Here is a 26,657-nt window from a genome sequence, read left to right as displayed (position 1 = left end):
TTCGCATGGCTGCTATTCTGGTATCAGCTTTGCACCTTAGATAAAAATCACACAGCAAGCAGCACAGGGAGTTTCTATGTCCGGGGTATTAACCATGATACTGGCAGGTGGTGAGGGCACGCGTTTAGCGCCTTTAACCGGTGTCAGAGCAAAACCTGCAGTACCGTTTGGCGGTAACTACCGCATTATCGATTTTGTGATGAACAACTTTGTTAACTCTGACTTGTTACAAATCTTTGTTATTACCCAGTTTAAATCGCACTCGCTAATGAAACACCTGAGCAGGGCCTGGCGCGTAACCGGTTTAACCAACCGTTTTATCGACCCGATACCGGCACAGATGCAAACCGGCAAACACTGGTATCTGGGCACGGCTGACGCTATTTATCAAAACCTGCACTTAATACATGGCCTGGATCCTGAGCATGTTTGTGTGTTTGGCGGTGATCATATCTATAAGATGGATGTACGCCAGATGCTGGATTATCACCGACAACATAATGCCCGCCTGACCGTTGCAGCCATACCGGTACCGGTAGAGCAGGCGCATGAGTTTGGTGTTATCGAAGTGGATGCCAGCGGTAAAATGATCGGCTTTGAAGAAAAGCCGAAAACCAACCCGAAAACCATTCCCGGCCGGCCGGGCTTTGTACTGGCTTCTATGGGTAACTACATTTTTGAAGCGAAAACCCTGGTCAATGTATTGGAAGAGGATGCCAAACAAGCTGACTCTAAGCACGACTTTGGCCACAATATTATCCCCGGTTTGTATCCGTCAGGTGATGTTTATGTGTATGATTTTTCTTCTAATACCATTCGCGGTGAAAATGAGCGTAGCTCAGGGTACTGGCGCGATGTCGGCACCATTGACTCCTACTATGAAGCCAACATGGATCTGATTTCTGTCGAGCCGCCGTTTGATTTGTACAACAAATACTGGCCACTAAGGGGTTATACGCCACCGGTGCCGCCGGCAAAGTTTGTGCATGATGAAGCCAACCGTACCGGCCAGGCAATAAGTTCTATGGTGGCCTCCGGCTGCATTGTCAGCGGCTCTATTGTTTATCAGTCGATCCTGGGCTTTAACGTGCATGTACATAGCCACAGCTACATTGAAAAATGCGTGCTGATGGGCAACAACGACATTGGCCGGGGCTGTCGTATTCGCCGCGCTATTATTGATAAAGATGTGCGGATTGCGCCCGGCACTATTATTGGCGAAGATCCGGTACTGGATAAACAGCGGTTTCATGTTTCGGCCAGTGGCGTGATAGTGATCCCCAAAGGTGCCATGGTGGGTTTTGACTAAGCACAGCGTTAAAGTAAGGAAGCCGCGTGCGGATATTGTTTATATGTAGTGAGTATGAAGGCCTGATAAAAACCGGCGGCCTGGCAGATGCCTGTCGCGGTCTGGCGCAAGCTTTAGTGGCTGCGGGGCATCAGGTTTGCGTTGTGCTGCCACGCTACGCCAGCTTGTATCACCTTTCAGGCACGGACTGGCAATCGGTATACATTGATTTAGCCGGCCGTGATTTTGGCTGCGCCGTGCATCAATTGCAGCTCGACGGCGTTGAGATTGCGTTGGTGGAGCACCATGATTTTTTCCGGCGCCAGCGGCCCTATGATGATGGTGAGCATGGCTACAGTGACAACCCGCTGCGTTTTGCTTTTTTTTGTAAAGCGGCGCTGCAATGGGCGCTGCAAACTGATCAGCAGTTTGATGTCATTCATGGCCATGACTGGCAAAGCGCAGCCGCGGCATACTATTTAAAACAGCATTTTGCCGGCACAGCACTGGCCGCGGTACCTTTTGTGTTTAGTATTCACAATGGCGCTTATCAGGAAAAATGCGCCCAACACTGGCGCACTGAGCTGGATATAGCACCAGAGCAGCATAGCGAGCTGAATTTTCTGGCCACAGCGCTGCAATACGCCGACAAGCTCAACACCGTAAGCCAGGGTTATCGTGATGAGCTGATGCACGAGCCGATGGCCGCCGGTTTAGCGGTATGGTATCAACAGCGTGCCGCTGACTTTACCGGTATTTTAAACGGCTGTGACTATGACATCTGGCACCCGGGCCGCGACGCACATTTGGCTGCGCATTATGATTTAGATGCCATGCAGGGCAAAGCGCTGTGTAAGCAGGCTATTGTGCGCCATTTACATCTGGCAGCAACATCACAGCCGCTGTTTGTCGCCGTTAGCCGCTTAACCGGGCAAAAAGGCTACGACTATTTAATACCGGCATTACGGCAATGGCTGCCAACAGCCGCGGCGCAGGTAGTGGTGATGGGCACCGGCGAGGCTAAATACTGCTTAGCGCTGGAGCAATTGCAGTGGGATTTTCCGGATAAATTCCGTTTTATTCTTGGTTTTAGCGACGCACTGGCACATCAGTTGGAAGCGGCCGGCGACTTTTTTCTAATGCCATCGTTGTTTGAACCTTGCGGTTTAAACCAGATTTACAGTTTACGCTATGGCACAGTGCCACTGGTACGGCTCACCGGCGGTTTAAAAGACACGGTAAAACCCTGGCCTGGCCGTGGCGCTACCGGTATTGGTTTTACCGCAGCGGAAGTTAGCGCCACTGTTGAGGCGTTATCCCAGGCTGAGTTATTGTTTAGTAAAGCTGCCAGTTACCGGCGGGTGCAACAAAATGGCATGCGGCAAAACTTTAGCTGGGCCAGTGCTGCTACGGCCTATCTGGCGCTGTACCAGCAGGCCTTACTGGCGAAAACGCATTAAATTTCAGCAAACTGGTTGAAAGCCCGTCAGCCGGGCGTTACCTTGCGATAATCTGATGTAAAGGTTACTGTTAATTTGCTAGGCTGCGCGCAGCTAACACCATCGGGGTTTATTATGGATGCATTAACTTTACTTACCAGCCGTTTTTCTTCTGCCCGTTTAACCGAGCCTGCGCCACAAGGCGAGACGCTGGAGAACATTAAACGCGCCGCACTGCAGGTGCCGGATCATGGCAACTTACGCCCCTGGCGTTTTGTTATCGCTGAGGGGCGCCAGGCGCTGTGCCGGTTAGGCGATATTTTTGCTGAAGCAGCGGTAGAAGACGATCCGGCGATCAGTAACGAACTGCTCGAGCGCGCCCGGCTACTGCCACTGCGCGCACCTATGGTGATTGTGTGTATTGCGAAAGCGGTAGAACACGCCAAAGTGCCGCTAATTGAACAACAACACTCCGCTGCCTGTGCAGTCATGGCCATGCAGCAAGCCGCCTTTGCCCAGGGCTTCGGTGGCATCTGGCGCACCGGCGCTTATTCACAGCTGGATTTTGTTAAACAAGCACTGGAGTTAGGTGAGGACGACGAAATCGTCGGCTTTTTATACCTCGGCACACCAAGCGGCGAGCCGGCTAAACGGCACACACCCGAGCCAGCCGAATATTTTTCTTACCTGTAAAGTCTTCTAAGCACATCCAAAGAGCGTTAACGCTCTTTGGAGTATTGTTGCTTCCGTGGTAAACCAGTAAACGAAACACGTCAGAGCCATACGACTATTTTTCTTACCTGTAAAATCTCACAGTTATATTAAAAATATTAACAATCGATAATTAAGTTGCGCGCTGAGGCTAAATAGTATTATCTAAATAAAATAGAAGGATACTTTCAGCATGAAGACTTTATCATCAAGCGAGTTAAATAATATTTCTGGTGGAAACCCATTGTTTTGGGGGGGTGGCTGGGGCTTATGCTTACGATGCTATGGGTGGATACGACGGCATTAATAATTATCTGAATAACTCTTGGTCATCTATGAAGGCGTCATGGCATTATAATATTGGGCGCCACCTTCCTTAATTTTTTAATCGGGAAAAGCACATTGGGTATGCCTATGTGCTTTTTTATTTAAAATGAAAAAAGCATATTTATGTCGGTCTCTTGGCCTGATTTTTCTGGTAATCGCTTTACTTCTGGACACTCTGGTTAAGGCTCAAAGGGGCAATGAACATTTGGGGCTTATGTCTATAGTACTAGGTTCTGCCCCAAACTTTATCGCCGCTGCATTCGTTTCCTTGGCGATATCATTGTTTTATAAGTTAGATAGAGTCGGGGAGTCAATATTTTTATTTTGCACTGGCTTGATAATTTATGAGTTTGCTCAGGTCTCAATGAATGATTTTTACTTTGACATATACGATATTATCGCAACAATTTTAGGTTTTTTCGTAGCCATATCTTTATCAAGATTTATTATTAAAGCTCCATGATTTCTGCAAAAGATTCCTTTCTCATTTATTTTCAGGAGCAGACTGGCTGCTCCTGTTTTTCTATCTAAAAAGATTAAAACTCAGCGTTACCCGGGGTGCGTGGGAAGGCGATAACATCGCGGATATTACCAATACCGGTAACGTACGACACCAAACGCTCGAAACCTAAACCAAAGCCGGCGTGGGGTACTGTGCCGTAGCGGCGCAGGTCGCGGTACCAGCCGTAGTCTTCTTTGTTTAAGCCCATTTCATCCAGACGTTTGTCGAAGGCATCTAAACGCTCTTCACGCTGACTGCCGCCGATAATTTCACCGATACCCGGCGCTAACACGTCCATCGCGGCAACGGTTTTACCGTCGTCGTTTAAGCGCATGTAAAACGCTTTAATGTCTTTCGGGTAGTTTTGCATGATGATAGGCGCGCCCACATGCTCTTCGGCTAAATAGCGCTCGTGCTCAGACTGTAAATCGACACCCCATTCAACCGGGTATTCAAATTTCTTACCGCAGCTTTTTAAGATCTCAATTGCGTCGGTGTAATCCATCCGCACAAAGCTTGAGTCAACTAACTGTTGTAAGCGGGTTACGGCGGTCGGGTCGATACGCTCGGCGAAAAACGCCATATCGTCAGCACGCTCGGTCAGTACCGCTTTGCAGACGTATTTCAGCATATCTTCGGCTAACTGGGCGATATCTTTAAGCTCAGCAAAGGCCACTTCCGGCTCTATCATCCAAAACTCGGCTAAATGGCGGCTGGTGTTAGAGTTTTCTGCACGGAACGTCGGGCCAAAGGTGTAAATTTTTGACATAGCACAGGCATAGGTTTCGCCGTTTAACTGGCCTGACACGGTTAAGAAGGTTTCTTTACCGAAGAAATCCTGGCTGTAATCAATTTTGCCTTTGTCGTTGCGTGGCAGGTTTTCCATGTCCAGCGTGCTAACGCGGAACATCTCACCGGCGCCTTCAGCGTCTGAGCCGGTGATAATGGGCGTGCTGATCCAGTAATAGCCTTGCTCATGGAAGAAACGGTGCACCGCCTGGGCTAAACAATGCCGCACCCGGGTGACTGCGCCCATAATGTTGGTGCGAGGGCGTAGATGTGCGTGTTCCCGCAGGTATTCCATGCTGTGGCGTTTGGGCGCCATAGGGTAGGTGTCCGGGTTTTCAACCCAACCTAATACTTCAACCTGCGTGGCTTGTAATTCAAATGCCTGGCCCTGGCCTTCAGAGCGGGCAACAGTGCCACTAACGGCCACCGAGCATGAGGTGGTTAAACGCTTTACTTCTGACTCGTAATTATCAAGCTCTGCCGGCGCTACTGCCTGCACAGCGTCAAAGCAGCTGCCATCATGAATAGCTAAAAAGGAAATGCCGGCTTTTGAATCGCGGCGGGTGCGGATCCAGCCTTTCACGGTGACAACGTCACCTACGGCATAGCGACCAGCTAAAACATCTTTAATAACGGCGTGCGTCATGCAACAAACTCCAGAGGGTGTAAACTTAGACAACTGCGTAAAGTTTGTAATGATACTGAGCCAAGCGCACAACACAAGTAAAAGTTAGCAGGACGATAAAATTGACGATTGAAGCGGCAAAACCAGAAAAGTATGAACGTCGACAAGGGCCGGATCTGATCTGCCGTGCCTTTAGCTGGCTGGCAATTATTGGCTGGCTGTTGTTTGTGCTGGCGATGGTATTGGCGCATTATGCCAGGCCGGAAATGGATACCGGCCTGGTACGCTACTGGGGCATTGACATTCGCGATGAGTGGCACCCAACACTCACTGCCTGCCTGCAGTACTTTTTAATTGCGGCGGCCTGCGCCAGTGGCCTGAGTATAGTGTTAAACCGCTTGCGCTTGCGCCGGCGTTCTGATCACTTGCATCTGAACATAGTGTTACTGCTGGTAAGCTGCATTAGTTTGCTGTTGTATTTGCTGTGGTACGCTTAAACGTTCACCAGCTGACACATTGCCGAGCTAAGTTTGCTCAGTTGCTGCGGGCTGATAATAAATGGCGGCATAATATAAATCAGGTTATTAAAGGGCCGGATCCATACTCCCAGCTCGACAAAGCGTTGCTGTAATTCAGCGACATTCACCTTCGAGTGCATTTCCAGCACGCCAATGGCGCCAAGCACCCGCACATCTTTTACTAACGGCGATTGTTGGCAAGGCGCCAGCTCATGCTTTAGCTGGGCTTCAATTGCCGCGACTTGCTGCTGCCAGTCGCCCTTGGCAATTAAATCCAAACTGGCACTGGCCACGGCGCAGGCCAGCGGGTTGGCCATAAAGGTAGGGCCATGCATTAAGCCGCCGGCGGCACTTAAGCTGATACCGCGGGCAACCTCATCGGTGCACAGGGTTGCGGCCAGTGTAATGTAACCGCCACTTAATGCTTTACCTACACACATAATATCGGGCTGTATATCAGCATGTTCGCAGGCAAACAACTTACCGGTGCGGCCAAAGCCGGTGGCAATTTCATCGGCTATCAGCAGCACCTGATATTTGTCGCACAGCGCGCGGGCGCGGCGTAAATACTCTGGATGATAAAAGCGCATACCGCCATAGCCTTGCACTATCGGCTCTAAAATCAGCGCGGCAATTTCATGGTGTTTTTCTGCCAGCAGCTGCTCAAGCTGAGCAATATCCTCTGGCAGAAACTTGCCAGCAAAGCGGCTTTGCGGCGCCGGTAAAAAGTAATGTTGCGGCAACAGGTTAGCAAACATATCGTGCATACCATCAACCGGGTCGCATACCGCCATCGCTGCAAAGGTATCGCCATGGTAGCCTTTGCGTAAACTTACCAGCTTTTGTTTTTGCGGTGTGCTGCTGGCCAGCCAGTATTGCAGCGCCATTTTTATCGCCACTTCTACCGAAATAGAGCCGCTGTCGGCCAAAAATACTTTGGTTAAGTTAGCCGGCACCATAGCAAGCAACTGCTGGCAAAGCTGCACTGCCGGCTGATGGGTAATGCCGCCGAACATGACATGCGCCATCTTGCTAAGCTGCGCTGTTACTGCCTGATTTAACACCGGGTGATTGTAGCCATGCACCGCCGACCACCAGGATGCGGTGCCGTCTACCAGACGCTGGCCATTTTCCAGTATTAGCTCACAGCCCTCAGCGGCAACCACCGGATACACCGGCAGCGGGTTTAGCATAGAAGTATAAGGATGCCAGATATGCTGGCGATCAAAAGCAAGATCAATGCTCATTATTTAACCTGTAGTAAAGTTTTGCTGCTGGTCAGCGTTGACAAGATAGGGGCGGCGGTTAGACTAGCGGAAAATAATGTTAACCTCAATTTAATCAGGGATATTTATGCAGGCTGTTGTCCGCCATGATTGGACCTTAGCGCAGGTTAATGCGCTGTATGCACTGCCATTTAATGATTTACTGTTTCAGGCACAAACGGTGCATCGTCAGCATTTTAAGCCGAACGAAGTACAGGTAAGCACCTTATTGTCGATTAAAACCGGTGCCTGCGCTGAAGACTGCAAATATTGTCCGCAAAGCGGCCACTACAATACCGGGCTGGAGCGCGAACGCTTGCTTGAAGTAGAAAAAGTGCTGACACAGGCCAAAGCCGCTAAAGATAAAGGCGCCAGCCGCTTTTGTATGGGCGCTGCCTGGACTAACCCGAAGCAGCGTGACATGCCGTACATTATTGAAATGGTTCGCGGCGTAAAAGCCATGGGGCTGGAAACCTGCATGACACTGGGCATGCTTGATGGCGACCAGGCACAAACCCTGGCTGAGGCCGGACTGGATTATTACAATCATAACCTGGATACCTCGCCGGAGTTTTACGGTGAAATTATTACCACCCGTACCTATCAGGACCGGTTAGATACGTTAACTCATGTGCGTGATGCCGGTATGAAGGTGTGCTGTGGCGGTATTTTAGGCATGGGCGAAAGCGCCAATGACCGCTCAGCACTGCTAATGCAGCTGGCTAACTTGCCCGAGCACCCCGAGAGCGTGCCAATTAACATGCTGGTAAAAGTTGCCGGTACGCCGCTGGAGAACGTTGAAGACTTAGACGCCTTTGAATTTATCCGTACTATCGCCGTGGCGCGTATTATGCTGCCACAAAGCCATGTGCGCTTATCGGCCGGCCGTTCACGCATGAACGAGCAGATGCAGGCGCTGTGCTTCTTCGCCGGTGCCAATTCGATTTTTTACGGCGATAAGCTGTTAACCACCGATAATCCGGAGGCCGATGCCGATATGCAGCTGTTTGCCAAGCTGGGTATTAAGCCTGAGCAGCGCCACGATGTGTCTGACGAAGCGCACCAACTGGCATTGGCCGATGCGATAAAAGAGCAGGCGAATCCGCCGTTGTTTCACGCAGCACAATAGTATGGCTGCCAATCGACTGGTGCAGCTGCAACAGGCGTTGGACCAACGTGCAACACAACACTTGTTGCGCACGCCGGTAACGCTGCAGCGCTACTGTGGCCGCTTGTTGGTCGTTGCCGGACAGTCCTTCTTGAATTTCTCCGGCAATGATTATCTTGGTTTAGCCACGGCGCCTGAGGTTTTACAAGCCGTTGCTGAAGGCGCCCATCAGTTTGGTGCCGGTAGCACGGGCTCTCCTTTGGTTACCGGCCAGCATCAGGTGCATCAAACGCTGTGTGACACCTTATGCGACTGGCTGGGATTTGAGCAGGTGATGCTGTTTTCATCCGGCTTTGCCGCTAATCAAACCATGTTGCAAACCCTGGCGCAAAAGGGCGATACGCTGCTGCTGGATAAGTTAAGCCATGCCTCGCTGATCGACGGTGCCCTGCATAGTAAAGCCGGATTTAAACGCTTTGCCCATAACAATATACCAGCACTGCAAGCTTTGCTGAGCCAGACTGAGCAGGCGCTGGTGGTGACTGAAGGCGTGTTTAGCATGGACGGCGACAGCCCGGATCTTGGCGAAATGCTCCGTCAGTGTCAGCAACATCAGGCGGCGCTGCTGTTAGATGATGCGCATGGATTAGGGGTATTGGGGCCAGAAGGCAAGGGCACAGCGGCCAAGCAGGGCATCGAACCGGCCGATATCTTTTGTTCTATGGCCAATTTTGGCAAAGCACTGGGCGTTGGTGGTGCCTTTATTGGTGGCAGTAAAACAGTGATTGAGTATTTAACCCAGTTTGGCCGGCATTATATCTACAGCACGGCGCTATCGCCGGCACTGTGCGCCGGCGTGATAAAAAGTATTGCGCTTTGCCGCCGCCAAAGCTGGCGGCGTGACAAACTGCACAGCAATATTGCGCTGTTTCGCCGGCTGGCCGCTGATTTACCACTATTAAACTCCGAAAGCGCGATTCAGGGCCTGGTATTGGGTAGCAGTGAGCGGGCATTAGCGGTTAGCCAGCAATTAAAGCAAGATGGCATTTGGCTTAGCGCCATCCGGCCGCCAACAGTGCCACAAGGCAGCGCCCGTTTGCGTATTACGTTAAGTGCACAGCACAGCGCTGAGGATATTCACCAATTAGTACAGCAGTTAAGGCAGTTAGTATGAGTGCTGTAATTGAGCCCACGTCAGACAGTGGCAGTGCGTTTAAGCAACAGGTTGCCAAAAGCTTTAGCGCAGCCTCACTAAGCTATATGCAGGGCGCCCGTTTACAACAGCAGGTGGCACTGGATGCACTGGCCCTGCTGCCCAAAACAGCAAGCGGGCATTTGCTCGACCTGGGCTGTGGCCCGGGCTGGCTGCATCCGCGTTTTGTCGATTACTGTAGCGCCTTTACCGCGGTTGATTTAAGCGCCGGTATGCTAGAAGTGGCTGCCCGCTCGGCACTGGCGAAAAGCTATCTGCAAGCTGATGCCCAGCAGTTACCCTTGTGTGATAACAGCGTAGATAGGGTATTTTCCAGCCTGATGTTGCAGTGGTGCAGTGAGCCCGAAGCGGTGTTTCGCGAAATAGACCGGCTTTTGACACCGGGCGGTAAAGTGGCAATCAGCACACTGGTAGAGGGCACCTTAACTGAGTTGTCGCAAGCCTTTGCCAGTCTGGATAATTATCCGCACGTCAGTCGGTTTTTAGCCGTTGACAGCATCAGACAAGCGGCTGTTGCTGCAGCAAATATTAACTGGCAGTTTGAACTGCGCCGTTATCCGCTGTATTACCCCGATGTACAGACATTAGCGCGCGAGTTAAAACAGCTGGGGGCGAATCAGGTCGCCGGGCGGCGCAATGGCTTAACCGGTAAGGGTTACTGGCAGCAACTGGCGCAAGCTTATGAAGTTCATCGTACTGTGCTGGGGTTGCCGGCCAGTTATCAGGTATTGCTGATCAGTGGAGTAAAACATGGCGGCTAATGCAGTTTTTATCACGGCTACTGATACCGACGCCGGTAAAACCTTTATCAGCGGCCTGCTATTGCAGGGCTTTAAGGCGCTTAATGTGCCGGCCATTGGTGTAAAGCCAATAGCGGCGGGGGCTAACGCGCAGGGTCAGAATGGTGACGCGTTACTGCTGCAGCAACATTCTGGTATCGCGTTACCTTATGCGCAGGTGAACCCTATTTGTTATCAGGCGCCGGTGGCACCGCATCTGGCCGCCATCAGTGAGCAAAAGCCGATTGACGAAGCGCTATTAAATAACACGCTGGCGAACTGGCAAAGCCTGAACGTGGAACAACTGTTGATTGAAGGTGCCGGCGGTTGGTTATTACCAATAACGGATAAACGTTATCTGGCTGACTGGGTGGCAGAACATGGTTTACCTGTCGTACTGATCGTTGGTGTGAAGCTCGGCTGTTTGAACCATGCCATGTTAACGGTGCGCGAAATTGAACGTAGTGGCTGTCAGTTGCTTGGCTGGGTGGCTAATTGTATTGACCCTGATATGGCACTGCTGGCGCAAAATATTGCCGATTTAACCGGCCGTATTAGCGCGCCTTGTTTAGGTGTAGTGCCTTTTTCGCCCGATCCGGTGCAATATCAGCAGTTAGCGCGAGAGTTGGCAGGCAAGGTGTTAAAAACTCAAGGTTGCAACACACGCTAAGCTCGCCACAGCAACTCGCTACCGTTAGCGCGTTCGCTCAGACACTCTGTGGCGACTGATCGTGTTTTCCAACCTTCGTAAACAAGCTCTGACCTCTGCAGATGATTTGTTTACAGCAGAAACTCAGCTAAATCGCAGTTCTCTGCCAATGGCGTTTTATTGCCACCGAGAAACAGATAACCCCCCTCGTTACCGAGCAGGGTTAAGCTATTGCCACTGCGTTTAAGCGCTGTTCCCTCGGGCAGCGCAATAATGGGCGTGGCCGGATGTAATTGCATAAATTCCGCTAAACGCATATCACGGGTCTCACCATGAAAACCTGCTGCTTTATAGTCGGTGTAATGCGGGTTTAACTGCAGCGGCAGTAGGTTGAGGGCATTAAACGACGCCGGTTCAATAATCGGCATATCGTTGGTGGTGCGAATAGTGGCGCCAGCGATATTTGAACCGGCACTCCAGCCGATATAAGGCACCCCTTCGGTTACGCGTTTTTTGATTAGTTGCACAATATCCTGCTGATATAACTGGTAAAGCAGGTGAAACGTATTACCACCGCCAACGGCAATGGCTTTGGCGTTAAGCACCGCCTGACGCGCATCCGCGTGCTGATGAATACTGCTGACTTTAATACCTTTTGGCGCCAGAGCCTGGCTTACCATCTGCAAGTAGTCGTCATAGCTGATGCTGACACCGGCATAGGGAATAAACAGCAACTCGTCGACGCCTGCCAGATGGTCGCTGAGCCAGTTCATATAGGGCGCCAGATAGTCGCTATTATTGGCGCGTGAGCTGCTAAGTAGTAATAACTGCATAATACACTCCGATGTACTGTGATGCCCTGGCGACAGACATCATTCGTTACAAATTATGCCGCTGTTATGGTGGCACCGCTGATTGAAAACAAGCTCTAAGGCCATATATTAGCGGGTAGTGAGTCATTTGAGGTAGCTGTTATGAAAAGAGTGTTGTTGTTTTTAGCCACTAACCTGGCGGTGATACTGGTATTAAGCATAGTGCTTAATATTGTCTTTAGTTTTCTGGGTGTTGACCGTAGCAGCATTGGCGGCTTGCTGGTATTTGCTGCCATTTTTGGCTTTGGCGGCGCTTTTATATCGCTGGCGATATCAAAATGGATGGCAAAACGTTCTACCGGTGCCGTTGTGATTGAACAGCCACGCAATGCGACTGAGCAATGGTTAATGGCCACTGTAGCGCGCCAGGCCAAAGCCGCTGGTATTGGCATGCCGGAAGTGGCCGTGTATGACTCGCCAGAGATGAATGCCTTTGCCACCGGTATGAACCGTAATGACGCCCTTGTAGCAGTAAGCACCGGCTTGCTGCGCAATATGCGTGAAGATGAGGTAGAAGCGGTACTGGCACACGAAGTGTCACACATTGCTAACGGAGATATGGTGACGCTGACGCTTATTCAGGGCGTGGTAAACACTTTCGTTATTTTCCTGGCACGTCTGGTAGCCGGTATGCTGAACAACAACGGCAATAACAACCAGGGTGGCGGTTTGGCCTATTTTGCCACCGTAATAGTGCTGGAGATGGTATTTGGTGTACTGGCCAGTATTATCGTAATGTGGTTTTCACGGCAGCGTGAATACCGCGCCGATGCCGGTGCAGCCAAGCTTGAAGGGAACCCGAATAAAATGATCGCAGCATTAGAGCGGTTAAAGCATAACCACGAAAGCCGGCTGGAAGGCAGTATGATGGCATTTGGCATTGCCGGTGGTGCAGCAAAATCTGAGCTGTTTTTAAGCCACCCGCCGCTGGAAAAACGCATTGCTGCATTGCGCAGCCGCCAGTTCTAAATAAGCAAACTGAAATGGGGGCAGAACACTGTGCCCCCATTTTTAGGCTAGTCCTGCACCTTGCGGACAAATTCTGATTTTAAACTCATGGCACCAAAGCCGTCTATTTTACAATCGATGTCATGATCGCCCTCTACCAGGCGGATATTTTTCACCTTAGTGCCAATTTTTACCACGGCCGATGAGCCTTTTACTTTTAAGTCTTTGATTACCGTCACCGTGTCACCGTCCTGCAGCACGTTGCCAGCACTATCGTGTATTTGCTTTTCATCGCTGGCCTCCATCGCATTGGCAGACCATTCATGGCCGCATTCTGGACACATTAACAGGGCGCCATCTTCATAGGTATACACAGATTGACACTTCGGGCAGGCAGGTAAAGTTGACATCACAGACTCCGGCAGGGCACTTAGGCGCAAAACGCGTATTATACCCCAGAGACTGGCGTCAGCGGCACTATTAATCTTTTGAATAACGGCAATAGCCGAACAGCGCTGGCATCCGCAGCTAATTTTGCTATGGTAAGGCAAAATCTGACAGTTGGAGTTGTTATGTTAGCCGCCCCCCAAATAGACGCCTTTTTGCCGCCCCGACGCATTTTAATGGGGCCTGGTCCGTCCGATGTGCATCCTCAGGTACTGGCCGCACAAGCCAGGCCAACAGTTGGCCACTTAGATCCACTATTTATTGGCATGATGGATGAGTTAAAACAGCTGCTGCAGTATGCGTTTCAGACTAAAAACGAGATGACACTGGCGGTGTCGGCCCCCGGCAGCGCTGGCATGGAAACCTGCTTTGTTAATCTGCTGGAACCCGGCGATACGGTTATTGTTTGCCGCAATGGCGTATTTGGTGAGCGGATGCGGCAAAACGTTGAGCGCTGCGGTGCCAGGGCGATTACTGTGGATAATGCCTGGGGCGAGCCGGTTGATCCGGCAGCTGTTGAAGCGGCGTTAAAAGCAAACCCTGAGGCGCGCTATTTGGCCTTTGTACACGCGGAAACCTCAACCGGCGCCTTGTCAGATGCTAAAACGCTGTGCGCACTGGCGCAGCAGTATGACTGTTTATCCATTGTTGATGCGGTAACGTCGCTGGGCGGCGTTGAGCTTAGGGTTGACGACTGGGGCCTAGATGCCATTTACTCTGGCAGCCAGAAGTGTTTGTCCTGTGTACCGGGGTTATCGCCGGTGTCGTTTTCGCCCAAAGCGGTTGAACGTATTAAAGCACGGACACGGCCGGTACAAAGCTGGTTTTTAGATCAAAGCCTGGTGATGAGTTACTGGAGTGGTGGTGCCAAACGTAGCTACCACCATACCGCACCGGTAAATGCGTTGTATGCGTTGCATGAGTCACTGCGTCTGTTGGCGGCCGAAGGGCTGGAGCAAAGCTGGCAGCGCCACCGCGACATGCATCAGCTGTTAAAGCAGGGGCTGGAAAGTCTTGGCCTGACGTTTGTTGTCGCCGATGCTTATCGTTTGCCACAACTTAACAGCCTATATATTCCACAAGGTGTTGATGATGCGGCTGTACGCACACAGTTGCTTGAGCAATATAACCTGGAAATTGGCGCTGGTCTGGGCGATTTAGCCGGTAAAGCCTGGCGTATTGGTTTAATGGGGTATGCGGCGCGGCGCGAAAATGTGGCGTTGTGTATCAAAGCCCTGACCGATGTATTAGCGGCTCAGCGCTAGGGGCACAATGCTTGACCCGCAGCCCGGCGATGCAGGCGGGGCCGCCTGCTGCAGTTTTTCGCTGCAATGCTTTGCTTTTAGCGTCAGGAGCGCTATGTTGAGTAAAACAACAGAGCAGGAGCTTACCTATGCCGATATCGCCGCAACTTAATGCTGAAATCAGGGTGTTAACTTTGTTCAACTTAGACAGTGCCATGGAAGGGATAAAGGTACACCAATCTGCCGATGCAGATACCCTTGCCGCCATTAAACGTTTACATGCTAAAGGGCTGGTAACACAGGAAGATGGTGGTTACCTGACTGATTTAGGCATTCACTGTGCCGAGCACTTGCAAACGGCGCTACGTATTTTAAACGCGCCTTTGCAAGCGTCTTAAATCTGCCCGGTGGCGCTTTAGTTGCTGTTTTAGCAAGCGAAGCGCCGCTGCATCGTTATTAAAAACAGCCTGCTCATAGCTGTCGGTCAACTGCTGCAACCAGTTGCGGTCTGTTGGGTGCTGGCTGGCGTAGTGTCGCAAACATGCTGACAGTGATTGCTGTGCCGGCTTTTGTTTTACCATGCCAGCTAATGCCTGTTGTAGCAGGCGGCTTGCTTCAGGCTGAGCCGTGACAGCGCCAGGGCGTAACAGATACCAGGCGGCGGCGCACAGCAGCAAGCTGATCACCGCCAACAGCGGGTAAGCATAACGGGTTAACTGTTGTTTCAGCTGATGCCACAACTGACGCTGGTTGTTATCGTCAAACCCCAATACCCAAACAGACCAGTAGTAATCCAGGTGCATAAGTTGCAAACTTAACGTCTGTAGCAATGCAAATTTACGCCAGCCGGGGTTTAGAAGTTGCCGCTGCTCAGCAGAGAGCACTGCATCAAGACTGGATAAGATCCGTTCAGGCGCTACCGCCGCCGTTGGATCAAACAGTTGCCACTTACCGTTATCCAGATATTCTACCCAGGCATGGGCTTCGCGTTGACGCACTGCCAGATAGCCTTGCTGCTGGTGCCAGTCTCCGCCCTGATAGCCTCCCACTACGCGCGCCGGCACGCCAGCGGCACGTAATATTACTGCCGCTGCAGAGGCATAATGGCTGCAAAAGCCGGTACGGGTATTAAACAAGAACTGGTCTACGCTGTTTGCCCCCAGCGGCGGTGGTGTCAGGCTGTAAAAATAAGGTTGTTGCTGAAAATGCGCCGTTATTGCCGCTACCAAAGCAGACGTTTGCTGAAACTGTTGGCCTAACTGGCGGCCAAAAGCCCGGGTTTGTTCATTACCCTCCGGCAGCGTTAAATTAATTGTTAGCTCTTCATCAGACTGCTGCTTAACCGGCTGCAACACACTACTAATTTGGTAGCTGGTGCGCTGCGTTACGGGTTTAACTGCTTTAACCAGGCCGCTTGCGGCGATAGCGACATTGTTGCTGCTGCTTACCGGCGTTGCCAGCGCAAACAGATGACGCTGCTGGCTGGCTTCTGCAATAACACGATATTGCGCTGTCGCACTGCCAGGCGAACGCTCTGTAACAGAGCCATCTTTGCCTGAGCGGCTGCGCAGCGGATTAACCTGCCAGCGGCGGCCATCAAAGTCTTCATACAGTCTTGCGCGCCAGTACCACTGCGACCGCGCTGGAATGTCAGCGCTAAACTCAACCCGAAATGCCAGGCTATTATCCTGCACCAGTTGCTCTATACTGCCCGGATCCAACGTATCGCTAAGACCGGTACTGGCAACATTGGCGGTGGGGATTTGCCAGAATGGTGCTAAACGCGGAAACAACATAAACATTGCCAGCCACAACGGTAAGATTATCAGCGCGGCGCGGCTGACACGCTGCCATTTAAGGTGAATACCCGCGGGCGAAAACAGCAAAAAATGGCTGTACAGGTTGCCCATCAGCACCAACATAATAAATGCGGCAAGCAGCATGTCCTGGTGCAAAATAAAGCAGCTGGCCAACAAAAAATAATGCACCCAGACTAACTGCCTGGCCTCGTACAATTGCTGCAGTGCCAGTAAACGTAATATGGCCGCCAGCAGCAAAATTTGTAACATAAAATGCAGTACACCGGCTTGCTTCAGGTTTAGCAGCAGAGCCAGGGTGAGCACGGCCGCCAGTACATTAACCCATTTGAGGCTTAAGGTTTCTTTTGCCCGCCATGTTGTTAGTAATCGCAGCAGCAGTAAAGCGGCAAAGGTTGCACTTATCCACGAGGTAAAAGCTTGTTGTAACAATATCAACAGCGACAGCTGAATGGCTAACCACAGCATTAGTAAAGGCTTTTGTTTCAACATAAGGCTAATGCCTGCAGGCAGCGCTGTAATTGCTGTGGCCCTGATGACTGCGCTATTGTCAGATGCGGCAGTTTGACACCGTACTGCTGCCCGGATTGTTCCAGATCTAACAGTTGGCGACAGCCTTGCCTGAGCGCCCGCTCTAAGGCTTCACCGGATGCCGGCGGTATAATCACCCAGCTGGGCTCTGCTTCAGGGGCGCTTAATTGCTCGCGTACCACGGGGTTAGCCGGATCGCGTGCCAGCCGTTTCCAGATCAGGTGACGAACACTGTCGCCGTGACGGTAAGGTGCTAATATATCGCCATGTTGCTGCACTGCATGTTGTTCCTTCGTACCAGCGCTGGCGTTAAGATCGCGCTTGACCTGGCCATCGGGCGAGGGATACAACCAGTAGTCTTGCGCTAACGCAACATAACTCCAGCCGCGCCATAAACCAAAGGGATACTGGCTGCTGATTTTAAGCCGCGGCAAACGATACTTTCCGCGCTGCGTATTACTAATGGCCAGATTAACTGTGCTGCATAAAGTTGCAAGTGGCGGCTGTGGTGCCTGTCCGACAAAATGTAAACTCAGCATAACATGGGCGTCAGCGCTGCTGTTGTCTGACGACAGGCCTATGCTGATATAAATTGGCTGACCGGCAAAGCCTTCAGCGGCAACCGGGCAATGTAATGTCAGACCGCTAAGATTCTGATAACAAAGCACAATACAGAGTAAAAACACACTCAGAAGCAGATAACAGGTTAACAAGATAAGGTTATTTTGATAGTTGGTGCCGAGCAAATACAGTAAGACAATCAGCAATAAAAACCACCAGCCATAACGGGTAGGTAAAATAAAAATCAGTCTTTGTACCAGTTTAACTTTGCTGCTGGCCGGCTGGCGTTTATCCAGATAAACACTGATTAGTTGCCAGTAGCGCTGGTGTAGCCGTTGTTTTAGCGTTGCTAGAGCAGGCATGGTGTTTGTTGCAGTAACAGTTGGCTTAAACGACTGTCCTGCGCCGAGGATGATGGGTCCAGCCGGTGCTCGGCAACATGAGGAAACACACGTTGCACATCGTCTGCAGTGACATAGTTACGTTGATTTATTAACGCATGTGCTTTAGCGGCGCGCAATATCGCTTTGGACGCCCGGGGCGACAATGGCAGCATATCACTGCGCTGACGGCTGTTGTTAACCAGTGCTAACAGGTAATCCAGTAAAGCGTCCGATACGGTTATCTGAGGTACCTGCAGTTGCAGCGCCCTTAATTGTTCGGTATCTAATTGTTCTGTTAATAATGTCAGGCGCGAGTTGCCGCTGTCATGGCGCAGTAACTGGTGCTCCGCCTGACGATCAGGAAAGCCCAGCGATAACCGGAACATAAAGCGATCTAACTGTGACTCGGGCAGGGCGGAGGTTCCGGCATGAAACAACGGATTTTGCGTTGCAATGACAAAAAACGGTGTTGGTAAGCTACGGGTTTCACCGTCAATTGACACTTGCTTCTCTTCCATTGCTTCGAGCAAGGCACTTTGAGTTTTCGGGCTGGCCCGGTTAATTTCATCCGCCAGCAATACCTGACTGAATACCGGGCCGGCCTGAAAATGAAATTGCTGTGACCGGGCATCATAAATATTCATCCCCACCAAATCACCGGGCAGCAAATCACTGGTAAACTGCACGCGGCGGTAGCTTAGCCCCAGGCTGTTGGCCAACGCATGAGCCAGAGTCGTTTTACCCATGCCGGGTAAGTCTTCCAGTAACAAATGTCCCTCTGCCAGCAGGCAGCAAAGTGCCAAACGGATCTGACTGCTTTTACCTAAGATCACCTGATTCAGGCTTTGTTCGACACTGTGCAATTGGGTAAACACGGTTTCTCCTTACTGCCGGGCCAGCATTACCTGCCACGGCGGCAAAGCGTTAGCTGAGGATGCGATGTTATTGGGTAATAGTACCCGTGTGCAGCAGAACTGCAACCATAAAAAAAGGCGGCCGAAGCCGCCTTGAATCATTATGCTGCTATCGGCTTAAAAGTTTACCGTTAAATCAGCTGAACACGCATCAGTACCGGCTAAACAGATCTTATAGGTTACTGATACGGCCTGTGAGTTAAACCGATCACGATAACGGCCGCTACCATCGAGCGTATTTATCAGCGCGCCATCACGGTATAAATCAACATTGTCGCTGCTGCCGGTCCAGCGCAGGTCAACGATTGTTGAGCCGGTACGGGTGCGAATAGAGCGATGCAGACTTAGCTGCAAATCAACATCGGCATCGGCAACGGTTACCATTTTGCTGCTGGTATGGCTAAGACCGGTGGCATCGGTTGCTGTCAGGCTAACATTATAGCTGCCACTGCTGGCGTAGCTGTGGCTAGGATTCGCCTCAGTTGAGCTGCTGCCATCGCCAAAGTCCCAGCTTAAACTGCTGATATCGTTATCAGCATCGCTGGACAGATCAGTGAAACTGACGCTAAGGCCGTTGCTGGTAAAACTAAAATCAGCCACTGGCGCAACCGGGCCCGGCGGCGTGTCATCATCAGATAATGCCGTCAGGGTCAGATCCCAGCTATTCAGGTTACCGGTATCTAAGCCGGCATTGTCTGACACCAGTAAAGTCCAGTCACCTTGCATCGTTTCGCCGTTAAAGGCGTCGGTTTGCCAGTTTTGCACTAGGTCATCTTCACTGCCACCGGCACGGTTATGCAAAGTATGCTCAGTGCCTTGTGGTGAGCGCAATTTAACGATTAAGTCGCCACGCCAGGTGTGGGTAATGTTCACGCCGACATCAGCACCAAACACAGTGCCAACTTGTGGTACGTTAATCACACTGCTGATACCATCGGCATTATTATCCGGGATAGCCACTGGCGTACTGTTACTGTAGTCGTAATCCTGCAGGCCTTGTGGTAACACGCTTAAGCTGGCATTAACTGATTTAACCAGTTCACCGGTTGCACTATCAGTACCGGTAATGGTGAACTGATAGCTACCCCAGGCAGTATCAGCAGTTGTTGCGACATCCAGCGTTAATGACTGACCCGGCTGCGCTGTAGCGGCTGACAGGCTAACACCATCCAGTTGCGGTTCAACCGCAACACTCAGAGCCACTTCACCGGTCCAGTCGGCAACATTACCGATATCCAGCGTATATTGCGCTGCGTCACCGGCGGTGATCTGCTGATTGCGTGGTGTCAGAGACAGTTTAAAGGAGGGGGTCGGATCTGCTTCAACTAAGGCATTTACCAGGTTTAGTCGTTTACCGGATACCGTTTTACCTTCCAGTGCCGGTAAACTGTCACCCGAGTCCATTAAAATGGCTTTCATCTCAAGCGCCGTTAAATCGGGGTTTACAGACCACAATAATGCGGCTGCGCCTGCGACATGCGGTGACGCCATTGAGGTTCCGGAGTAGGTCGCATAGCTGTTGCCCGGCACTGTCGACAAAATTGCTGAGCCCGGTGCGCCCAGGTCAACCGACGTTAAACCATAGTTAGAAAAACCTGACATGGCATCATTTCTATCGGTAGATGCCACGGATACGATGACATCCAGATCGTACGCGGCAGGATACATCGGCGCAGAATCGGCGTTACCACCGTCATTACCTGATGCTGCAATAAATAAAATGCCGGCGTCGCCGCCTGACTCAATGGCCGCTTTGAGGGTTTCAGAAAAAGCCCCACCGCCCCAAGAGTTGTTGGTGGCTTTGATATCAACACCGTGATTCAGTTTTAAATCGGTAAAGTAGTTAATACATTCGATAGCGCCTGCAGTGCTGCCGCCTGATGGGCCAAGAAACTGACAAGGTAGTATCGTAACGTTCCAGTTAACGCCGACGACACCAACGCCGTTATCACCAGAGGCACCAATAGTACCCGCTACATGGGTACCGTGGCTATCACTGTCCATTGGGTCTTGTTCGGCATTCAATGTCGAATAACCGTAAGTGCTGCCGGGCAGATCACCAGGATTTTCCCAGCGGTTGGCAATTAAATCGGGGTGGTTGTAATCCATACCGGTATCTATCACGCCAATGATCACATCATGGCTGCCAGTGGTGACATCCCAGGCATCGACGGCTTTAATATCAGCGCCGGCAGTACCACCGGCCTGGCCGGTATTATGTAAGCCCCACAGGTCGCCAAAGCTTGGGTCGTTAGGTGTTGCCAATGCTTTGAGTGGAAAATCCGGCTCTGCCACCTCAACCGCCGGGTTGGCAGCAAGCTTTTTAATCAAGCGGTCACGATCTATGCCTTTGGGTACTTGTACTTTCACAATGCGGCCGTCGGCGACGTAACGCATCTTCATATCGCGACCTTGAGCATCCAGTTGCCGTAAACTGGCACCATTTTGCTTTATTAAGGTTTCCCGTTCCTGCTTGGAGACGCCAGGTTTAAACATCACCAGAATGGCACCTTTATCATCTGTAGCGGCGGCAGACGTTAGCGCTGGTGTGGATAACAGTGCCGCAGCTATTGCGACGGTCAGCATTTTCTTTTTATTCATAACTGTCCCCATTTAATAAAATGTTAAATATATGCTTATTTTTTAGCACAATTATGGATAGCACGTTTGGTAACACTGTTTAAACTATTTTGCAAAAATAGTCCGAAAGGATTAGGTGGTTTGGCAGGGTTAATGTTAATTGAATTTCTTAACCTACTAATTTAAATGGCATATATTATTTACATATAATTAATTATAAATATATAAATTAGTTATTTCGTCCTATTGCTTCAATTTGTCGGTGCTTTAGCCTAGCTTTTCGTCACCACAGTACTAGGGAATCATAGTGATAAAAATGACGAAATGGCGACTGTTTGCAACAGCACTGCTGTTCAGCGGCGCATGTACCGCTGATGTTTCTGTGCAGTTCACGTCTTTACTGGAGCGACATGCACTGGCAAATGGAGTTGATATCACACAGTTGGGCAATTTAAATGTTGCCGATGTGATGCAATCCGGCCAGGGGCATTATGCGGTGTTGCTACAACAAGGTGTGTTGAATCATTTAGTACTGCAGCAAACCGGTTTCGCTAATCAAGCTGAGATAGCTCAGTTTGGCAATAACAACTCTGCTCAGATCATTCAAAATGGCAGTAACAACCTGATCCAGCTAGAGCAATGGGGTAGCCGGCACTTTACCATTGAGCAGTCCGGTAACGGTGCTGAAATTTCGATTATTCAATACTAATAATAAATTAGGGAGAATTTCATGAATCTTACTTTTCCACGCAAGCATATGTTGGGGTTGGCAATAGCGCTAATTGTTAGCGGACCGGCGTTGGCTGCTGACAACCAGACCATTATCAATCAAAGTGCTGTTGCCGCAGCTGAAGGCAACCTGGCAGAAGTGTCGCAAAGCGGTGATATTAATCTGGCGGTAGTTGAGCAAAGCGGCAGCTTAAATAACACTGCTATCAGTCAGGACGGTGTTTGGCTTGAAGCCTATAATTATGTCAGCGGCAATGACAACCAGGTCCGTATTGAGCAACAGGCTGATTGGCATATTGCCTACACGGATATTGCCGGCAACGAAAACACCGCAACCGTGACTCAGGATGGTTTTTATAATACCGCTGAAATAGTAGTAGGTGGTGATATCAACGATGCTGTTGTTGTGCAAACAGGCGAAACTAACGAAGCCATTATTAACCTGAGCGGTAATGGTAATGTTGCTGAAATGGAGCAACAAGGTATTGCTAACTGGTCTAACGCCGGTTTTTCCGGCAACGACAACACCTTGTACAGCGTACAACAAGGTGACAACAACGAAGCCGGTATGTTTAACCTTACCGGTAACCGAAATAGCTTTGAATCAGAACAATTTGGCAACGCTAACGTAGGTGGTGTAGTTGGTTTGACGGGCGACAACAACAGCTTTTTTGTGTTGCAGCAAGGCGACGGTAACGCCTTTATCGCCTTTGATGTTGCCGGTAATGACAATCTGGTTGATATCTGGCAGCAGGGTAATGGTAATGAGTTTTTACTGGACCCGCTGGTAGGGGAGCAAAACCTGGTACTGATCCAACAAGATGGTGACGGCAATATAATCTCTGCTCCGCTGGGACTGGTTGGAAACGACAACCAAATTGATGTTTGGCAGCGTGGCGATTTAAACAACGCCGTATTTGCTACAGACGGCGATGGTCATAACGTTGAGATCCGGCAAAATGGCGCGGCTAATAGCAGTGAAGTGGTGTTAGCAGGTACAGACAATAGAGCAAGTATTTATAGTCGCGGTGATAACAATATTGCAGCAGCAGGCTTGTTTGACAGTGGCAATATGGCCGAGCTGCAGCAGTTTGGCGACGATAACTTTGCGCTGGTTGATGTGCTAGGTGACGACAACGACATTTATGTCGATCAGTCTGGCGATGCCAATGAAGTACTGGTGACCAGTGATGTTGCTGTTAGCAGCAACGCAATGACGCTGGAGCAAAATGGTGATATTAACCTGGTCGACATCTTACTTGCCGGTAACAGCAACACTATCGAAATCCTGCAAAACGGCGCAGGCAACTGGGTTGCTGGTGATGATGGCTACTTTGCGGTGGCGGGTAACAACGGGGTACTGGCGGTATCGCAGCAGGGTAATGACAACCTGGTATTAGGGAGTCAGGCGGGTGACGGCAATATCATGTCGGTTACTCAGGTTGGCGATTTTAATACCGCCATTGTTGTACAGAACTAAGCCGTTGCCAGAGGCGGTGCCTGCCGCCTCTGGCGTATTATGAAGTATGATAAAGTCTCTGCTTAACCTCTTGCTGTGTGTCTTACTGTGCACGGTGTCCCGCCCGGCCTTCGCTGATGATATCGAATTGGGTGGTTTGGTGTTAGATCGCACCATTTCCCGCTTTGGTAAAGATTTCGCGTTCTACTACGCTGGTTACTGGCGTGATATGCCTGCAACCGATGGTGTTACCGTGGTAATTTATGAACAGGTTTACCCGCAGGCAGGCACGTTTTTATGGGTCGAAATGAACCAGAACCGTATCTATCAAACATATTTTGGCCGCCGTTATAACGATGTAAAACAAATGGCAGAGCAAGCAGTATTACTCAGTGTTAACGAGCTGGCTAATATTCAGGCAGCCAAGATGGTGGGTGAAGAGCTGTCTGAGCAGCGCAATAAGGAATAATAATGAAGCTGATATTAATGGTGTTATTGCTTTGCAGTAGTGCTGTCAGTGCTACCGAACTGGTGTACACACCGGTTAACCCCAGTTTTGGTGGTAATCCGTTAAACGGTAACTTTTTACTGCAAAAGGCCCAAAGCCAGAATAAACATACTGCAGAGTCGGTAGGGCTGTCCTTTGTTGATAAGTTTAGAGATGCGCTAGAGCGTAATATTATCAATTCGCTGACCCGGCGGATCGCCGATGGTGAGCTGGTTGAAGGGGTGTACAACACCGGCGAGTTTTTGGTTGAAGTTAGTGCTGAAACCGATGGTGGCGTTATCGTTAACATTACGGATCTGCAAACCGGTGAAGTCACCGTTATTACCATACCGGCGATAGGGGGCTGAACATGAGAATATTGTTTGTCACTGTGGCCGTTTTACTTAGTAGCTGTTCATTATTACCCAAGCCGGATATGAATATTTCTCCGGCCAGTATTGATAGCACCAGTACCGTTATGCAGCAATTGCAGCAAGCAGGAAAACCCCGTAGCCCGATCCCGGTATCAGTTTATGCATTTCGCGATCAAACCGGACAGTATAAACCTCAGGCCAATGTATCCAGCTTTTCCACTGCCGTTACCCAAGGGGCAACCTCGATGTTGACTCAGATTTTACTGGACAGCGGCTGGTTTTCGCCACTTGAGCGTGAAGGTCTGCAAAACCTGCTCACCGAGCGAAAAATTCATGGTTCAAATAAAAAGTCTGCTGAGTTACCGCCGTTAAAAGAAGCCAGATTATTGTTTGAAGGTGGCATTATTGGCTACGAAACTAACCTCAGTACCGGCGGCATTGGTGCTGAGTACTTTGGGATCGGCGCTTCAGAGTTATATCGCGAAGATCAGGTTACGGTTTATCTGCGGGTTATAGATGTTTACACCGGCCAGGTCTTGATGTCAGTCTCCAGTAACAAAAAAGTGTTCTCGCAAGAGTTGCGGGCCGGTTTGTTTCGCTATGTATCCCTTAATCGCCTGGCGGAGGCAGAAGGGGGGTACTCAACCAACGAACCGGTGCAGTATTGTGTGAAGCAAGCGATAGAAACTGCTGTCGCTGCGCTGATAGCGCAGGGGCAGGATCGCGGCTTCTGGCGCGCTGAGGATCAGTTAAGCCTGAACGCCACAGCAGGCTCGTGACGTTGCGGCTGCTGCAACCAACGCAGCAGCTCAACCCGGTTTCTGGCCTGGGTTTTACGAAATATTGATGACAAATGTGCTTTAACCGTGTGCGCACTAATGTTGAGTTTGTCTGCTATTTCTTTATTCCGGGCACCGTCGGCTACCAGTTGAATAATGCGTTTTTCCTGTTTGGTCAGCAAGGTGTTGTCGTTTAGTAGTAGCGAGCCTTGACCGCTGCTGGCTTTTTGTTGCAACAACTGATCAACCAGCTCTGACATCACCGGACGGGCATAATATAGCTGGCCGTCCATCATAGTTTTTAACGCGGTAAGTACTCTATCGAGTTGCTCGTCACGGTATATAACACCCCGTATACCTGCTTGCAGCGCTTGAATCGGTTCAATTAATGCGCGTTCGGCCTGAAAGAAAAATAATGACGATTTTTGCAGCAAGTAATGCAGTTCTGCTGACGAGCCTTTCTTATTAAAATCACTATTAGCATAAGGACAGGCTAACAGCGAACCGGCTTTGTGGCTGGCGCTGTATAACATCTCGGCTTTACTTCTTTGTTCTGTTTTAATGCCGACAGACTGGGCTAATAATGTCAGATTGTGCAAAGTGTCCTGCTCGGTGAGTACGATAAGCCGATTGAACTTATCCATCAGACATACTCCTGTGTACTGCGTATCTCTATTGTCCTTGAACACTATATACTGTACCTGACGCCATATTAATGCAACTGTTTAACCTATTGTTTAAAGCATGCTAGCATTAACCACTTTGATAACCCCGGGGGAGTTATGTCGTCAAAAATACTCTTTGTCTGTTTAGGAAATATTTGCCGCTCGCCGACAGCCCATGCGGTAATGCGGCACAAAGCGACTCAACTGGCAACGCCAATAGTGGTGGAGTCTGCCGGTACCAGTGCGTCACATCGCGGCCAGGCACCAGATCCACGCAGCGTAAGCCAGGGTAAAGCGGCCGGATACTCTTTTGCCGGTATTGTATCGCGACCGGTAAAAGACAGTGATTTTGCCGAGTATGACCTGATCCTGGCGATGGATAATGATAATTTGCAGCACTTACAACGTCGCTGCCCACCGTCGCACCAGCATAAACTAAAATTGTTTTTAAGCTTTCACCCCCACTTTCCGGATATCTCCGAAGTGCCTGACCCTTATTACGGCGGCAGTCGCGGATTCGCACTGGTGTTGCAGTTAATTGAACAAGGCTGCGAAGCTTTATTACAGCAGTTAGTCGCGGATAATCAGCGCGAATTAGCGCAATAAATATACAATTTGCAGCGATTTTGCCAGTTGTGGCAAAAATGTCATAAA

General features: G+C 50.3%; 27 protein-coding genes. 18 read left to right on the top strand and 9 right to left on the bottom strand.

Annotation, left to right across the window (positions count from 1 at the left end; translation table 11 throughout):
* Nucleotides 1–76: 76 nt before the first annotated feature.
* The 4 genes from glgC (at nucleotide 77) to EYB30_RS18820 (ending at nucleotide 3,745) form a co-directional block, all read left to right on the top strand.
* On the top strand, nucleotides 77–1,309 hold the full coding sequence (gene glgC / locus EYB30_RS14345) for a glucose-1-phosphate adenylyltransferase (RefSeq protein ID WP_166839590.1): 1,233 nt from the start codon (nucleotides 77–79) through the stop codon (nucleotides 1,307–1,309).
* A gap of 26 nt (nucleotides 1,310–1,335) precedes the next feature.
* Entirely contained in the window at nucleotides 1,336–2,748 is a 1,413-nt protein-coding gene (locus tag EYB30_RS14340; protein ID WP_166839589.1) for a glycogen synthase, read from the top strand.
* Nucleotides 2,749–2,862: 114 nt separating this feature from the next.
* Complete coding sequence (locus EYB30_RS14335) at nucleotides 2,863–3,420, top strand: NAD(P)H nitroreductase (RefSeq protein ID WP_166839588.1); 558 nt, start codon at nucleotides 2,863–2,865, stop codon at nucleotides 3,418–3,420.
* Nucleotides 3,421–3,631: 211 nt separating this feature from the next.
* Nucleotides 3,632–3,745: a bacteriocin gene (locus tag EYB30_RS18820; RefSeq protein ID WP_166839587.1), complete on the top strand. Its 114-nt coding sequence runs from the start codon at nucleotides 3,632–3,634 to the stop codon at nucleotides 3,743–3,745.
* Nucleotides 3,746–4,301: 556 nt separating this feature from the next.
* On the opposite strand, the gene asnS is transcribed toward EYB30_RS18820, so the two are convergent.
* Complete coding sequence (gene asnS / locus EYB30_RS14325; RefSeq protein WP_166839586.1) at nucleotides 4,302–5,702, bottom strand: asparagine--tRNA ligase; 1,401 nt, start codon at nucleotides 5,700–5,702, stop codon at nucleotides 4,302–4,304.
* A gap of 101 nt (nucleotides 5,703–5,803) precedes the next feature.
* Between asnS and EYB30_RS14320 the strand changes: the two genes are divergently transcribed.
* On the top strand, nucleotides 5,804–6,178 hold the full coding sequence (locus tag EYB30_RS14320; RefSeq protein WP_166839585.1) for a hypothetical protein: 375 nt from the start codon (nucleotides 5,804–5,806) through the stop codon (nucleotides 6,176–6,178).
* Here the strand turns inward: EYB30_RS14320 and bioA are convergent.
* A complete protein-coding gene (bioA, locus tag EYB30_RS14315) occupies nucleotides 6,175–7,446 on the bottom strand; it encodes an adenosylmethionine--8-amino-7-oxononanoate transaminase (protein ID WP_166839584.1) in 1,272 nt (423 codons plus the stop codon). The genes EYB30_RS14320 and bioA overlap by 4 nt on opposite strands.
* Before the next feature lie 106 nt (nucleotides 7,447–7,552).
* Between bioA and bioB the strand changes: the two genes are divergently transcribed.
* From bioB to bioD, 4 genes are read left to right on the top strand one after another with little or no spacing between them, the layout of a single operon-like run.
* The gene (gene bioB, locus EYB30_RS14310; RefSeq protein WP_166839583.1) at nucleotides 7,553–8,593 is read left to right on the top strand and encodes a biotin synthase BioB; all 1,041 of its coding nucleotides are present in this window, start codon (nucleotides 7,553–7,555) and stop codon (nucleotides 8,591–8,593) included.
* 1 nt (nucleotide 8,594) lies between these two features.
* On the top strand, nucleotides 8,595–9,746 hold the full coding sequence (locus EYB30_RS14305; protein ID WP_166839582.1) for an aminotransferase class I/II-fold pyridoxal phosphate-dependent enzyme: 1,152 nt from the start codon (nucleotides 8,595–8,597) through the stop codon (nucleotides 9,744–9,746).
* On the top strand, nucleotides 9,743–10,546 hold the full coding sequence (bioC, locus tag EYB30_RS14300) for a malonyl-ACP O-methyltransferase BioC (RefSeq protein ID WP_166839581.1): 804 nt from the start codon (nucleotides 9,743–9,745) through the stop codon (nucleotides 10,544–10,546). The genes EYB30_RS14305 and bioC overlap by 4 nt, the downstream gene beginning before the upstream one ends.
* Nucleotides 10,536–11,234 carry a dethiobiotin synthase gene (bioD, locus tag EYB30_RS14295; RefSeq protein WP_166839580.1) on the top strand — a complete coding sequence of 233 codons (699 nt, stop codon included), beginning with the start codon at nucleotides 10,536–10,538 and terminating at the stop codon, nucleotides 11,232–11,234. The genes bioC and bioD overlap by 11 nt, the downstream gene beginning before the upstream one ends.
* A 110-nt stretch (nucleotides 11,235–11,344) precedes the next feature.
* Here the strand turns inward: bioD and pepE are convergent, their stop codons facing one another.
* Complete coding sequence (pepE, locus tag EYB30_RS14290) at nucleotides 11,345–12,046, bottom strand: dipeptidase PepE (RefSeq protein ID WP_166839579.1); 702 nt, start codon at nucleotides 12,044–12,046, stop codon at nucleotides 11,345–11,347.
* A gap of 141 nt (nucleotides 12,047–12,187) precedes the next feature.
* On the opposite strand from pepE, the gene htpX reads away from it, so the two are divergent.
* Complete coding sequence (htpX, locus tag EYB30_RS14285) at nucleotides 12,188–13,054, top strand: protease HtpX (protein ID WP_166839578.1); 867 nt, start codon at nucleotides 12,188–12,190, stop codon at nucleotides 13,052–13,054.
* Between the two features lie 47 nt (nucleotides 13,055–13,101).
* Here htpX and EYB30_RS14280 read toward each other — a convergent pair whose 3' ends face one another.
* The gene (locus EYB30_RS14280) at nucleotides 13,102–13,443 is read right to left on the bottom strand and encodes a zinc ribbon domain-containing protein YjdM (RefSeq protein ID WP_166839577.1); all 342 of its coding nucleotides are present in this window, start codon (nucleotides 13,441–13,443) and stop codon (nucleotides 13,102–13,104) included.
* Between the two features lie 213 nt (nucleotides 13,444–13,656).
* On the opposite strand from EYB30_RS14280, the gene EYB30_RS14275 reads away from it, so the two are divergent.
* Nucleotides 13,657–14,745, top strand: coding sequence for a pyridoxal-phosphate-dependent aminotransferase family protein (locus tag EYB30_RS14275; protein ID WP_206674662.1), 1,089 nt, complete (start codon nucleotides 13,657–13,659; stop codon nucleotides 14,743–14,745).
* 128 nt (nucleotides 14,746–14,873) lie between these two features.
* Nucleotides 14,874–15,122: a TIGR02647 family protein gene (locus tag EYB30_RS14270; protein WP_166839575.1), complete on the top strand. Its 249-nt coding sequence runs from the start codon at nucleotides 14,874–14,876 to the stop codon at nucleotides 15,120–15,122.
* On the opposite strand, the gene EYB30_RS14265 is transcribed toward EYB30_RS14270, so the two are convergent.
* From EYB30_RS14265 to EYB30_RS14250, 4 genes are all read right to left on the bottom strand, one after another.
* Nucleotides 15,096–17,033 (bottom strand): transglutaminase TgpA family protein, encoded by a 1,938-nt coding sequence (locus EYB30_RS14265; RefSeq protein WP_166839574.1) that lies wholly within the window; start codon nucleotides 17,031–17,033, stop codon nucleotides 15,096–15,098. The genes EYB30_RS14270 and EYB30_RS14265 overlap by 27 nt on opposite strands.
* Nucleotides 17,027–17,995 carry a DUF58 domain-containing protein gene (locus tag EYB30_RS14260; RefSeq protein WP_166839573.1) on the bottom strand — a complete coding sequence of 323 codons (969 nt, stop codon included), beginning with the start codon at nucleotides 17,993–17,995 and terminating at the stop codon, nucleotides 17,027–17,029. The genes EYB30_RS14265 and EYB30_RS14260 overlap by 7 nt, the downstream gene beginning before the upstream one ends.
* Complete coding sequence (locus EYB30_RS14255; RefSeq protein ID WP_166839572.1) at nucleotides 17,983–18,891, bottom strand: AAA family ATPase; 909 nt, start codon at nucleotides 18,889–18,891, stop codon at nucleotides 17,983–17,985. The genes EYB30_RS14260 and EYB30_RS14255 overlap by 13 nt, the downstream gene beginning before the upstream one ends.
* Before the next feature lie 156 nt (nucleotides 18,892–19,047).
* Entirely contained in the window at nucleotides 19,048–21,531 is a 2,484-nt protein-coding gene (locus EYB30_RS14250) for a S8 family serine peptidase (RefSeq protein ID WP_166839571.1), read from the bottom strand.
* Nucleotides 21,532–21,826: 295 nt separating this feature from the next.
* Between EYB30_RS14250 and EYB30_RS14245 the strand changes: the two genes are divergently transcribed.
* From EYB30_RS14245 to EYB30_RS14225, 5 genes are read left to right on the top strand one after another with little or no spacing between them, the layout of a single operon-like run.
* Nucleotides 21,827–22,219 carry a curlin subunit CsgB gene (locus EYB30_RS14245; protein WP_166839570.1) on the top strand — a complete coding sequence of 131 codons (393 nt, stop codon included), beginning with the start codon at nucleotides 21,827–21,829 and terminating at the stop codon, nucleotides 22,217–22,219.
* A gap of 21 nt (nucleotides 22,220–22,240) precedes the next feature.
* Nucleotides 22,241–23,719 (top strand): hypothetical protein, encoded by a 1,479-nt coding sequence (locus EYB30_RS14240; RefSeq protein ID WP_166839569.1) that lies wholly within the window; start codon nucleotides 22,241–22,243, stop codon nucleotides 23,717–23,719.
* A 46-nt stretch (nucleotides 23,720–23,765) separates the two neighbouring features.
* Nucleotides 23,766–24,167: a curli production assembly/transport protein CsgE gene (locus EYB30_RS14235; RefSeq protein WP_166839568.1), complete on the top strand. Its 402-nt coding sequence runs from the start codon at nucleotides 23,766–23,768 to the stop codon at nucleotides 24,165–24,167.
* A gap of 2 nt (nucleotides 24,168–24,169) precedes the next feature.
* Nucleotides 24,170–24,553 (top strand): curli assembly protein CsgF, encoded by a 384-nt coding sequence (locus EYB30_RS14230; RefSeq protein WP_166839567.1) that lies wholly within the window; start codon nucleotides 24,170–24,172, stop codon nucleotides 24,551–24,553.
* Nucleotides 24,554–24,555: 2 nt separating this feature from the next.
* Complete coding sequence (locus tag EYB30_RS14225; RefSeq protein WP_166839566.1) at nucleotides 24,556–25,338, top strand: CsgG/HfaB family protein; 783 nt, start codon at nucleotides 24,556–24,558, stop codon at nucleotides 25,336–25,338.
* On the opposite strand, the gene EYB30_RS14220 is transcribed toward EYB30_RS14225, so the two are convergent.
* Complete coding sequence (locus tag EYB30_RS14220) at nucleotides 25,305–25,982, bottom strand: response regulator transcription factor (RefSeq protein WP_166839565.1); 678 nt, start codon at nucleotides 25,980–25,982, stop codon at nucleotides 25,305–25,307. The genes EYB30_RS14225 and EYB30_RS14220 overlap by 34 nt on opposite strands.
* Nucleotides 25,983–26,120: 138 nt before the next feature.
* Here EYB30_RS14220 and EYB30_RS14215 point away from each other — a divergent pair, with 138 nt between their 5' ends.
* Complete coding sequence (locus tag EYB30_RS14215; RefSeq protein ID WP_166839564.1) at nucleotides 26,121–26,609, top strand: low molecular weight protein-tyrosine-phosphatase; 489 nt, start codon at nucleotides 26,121–26,123, stop codon at nucleotides 26,607–26,609.
* Nucleotides 26,610–26,657 lie beyond the last annotated feature (48 nt).

This window comes from Rheinheimera pleomorphica (genome assembly GCF_011634895.1).
GTDB classification, from domain to species: domain Bacteria; phylum Pseudomonadota; class Gammaproteobacteria; order Enterobacterales; family Alteromonadaceae; genus Alishewanella; species Alishewanella pleomorphica.
This window is presented reverse-complemented; position numbering and strand designations above follow the sequence as displayed.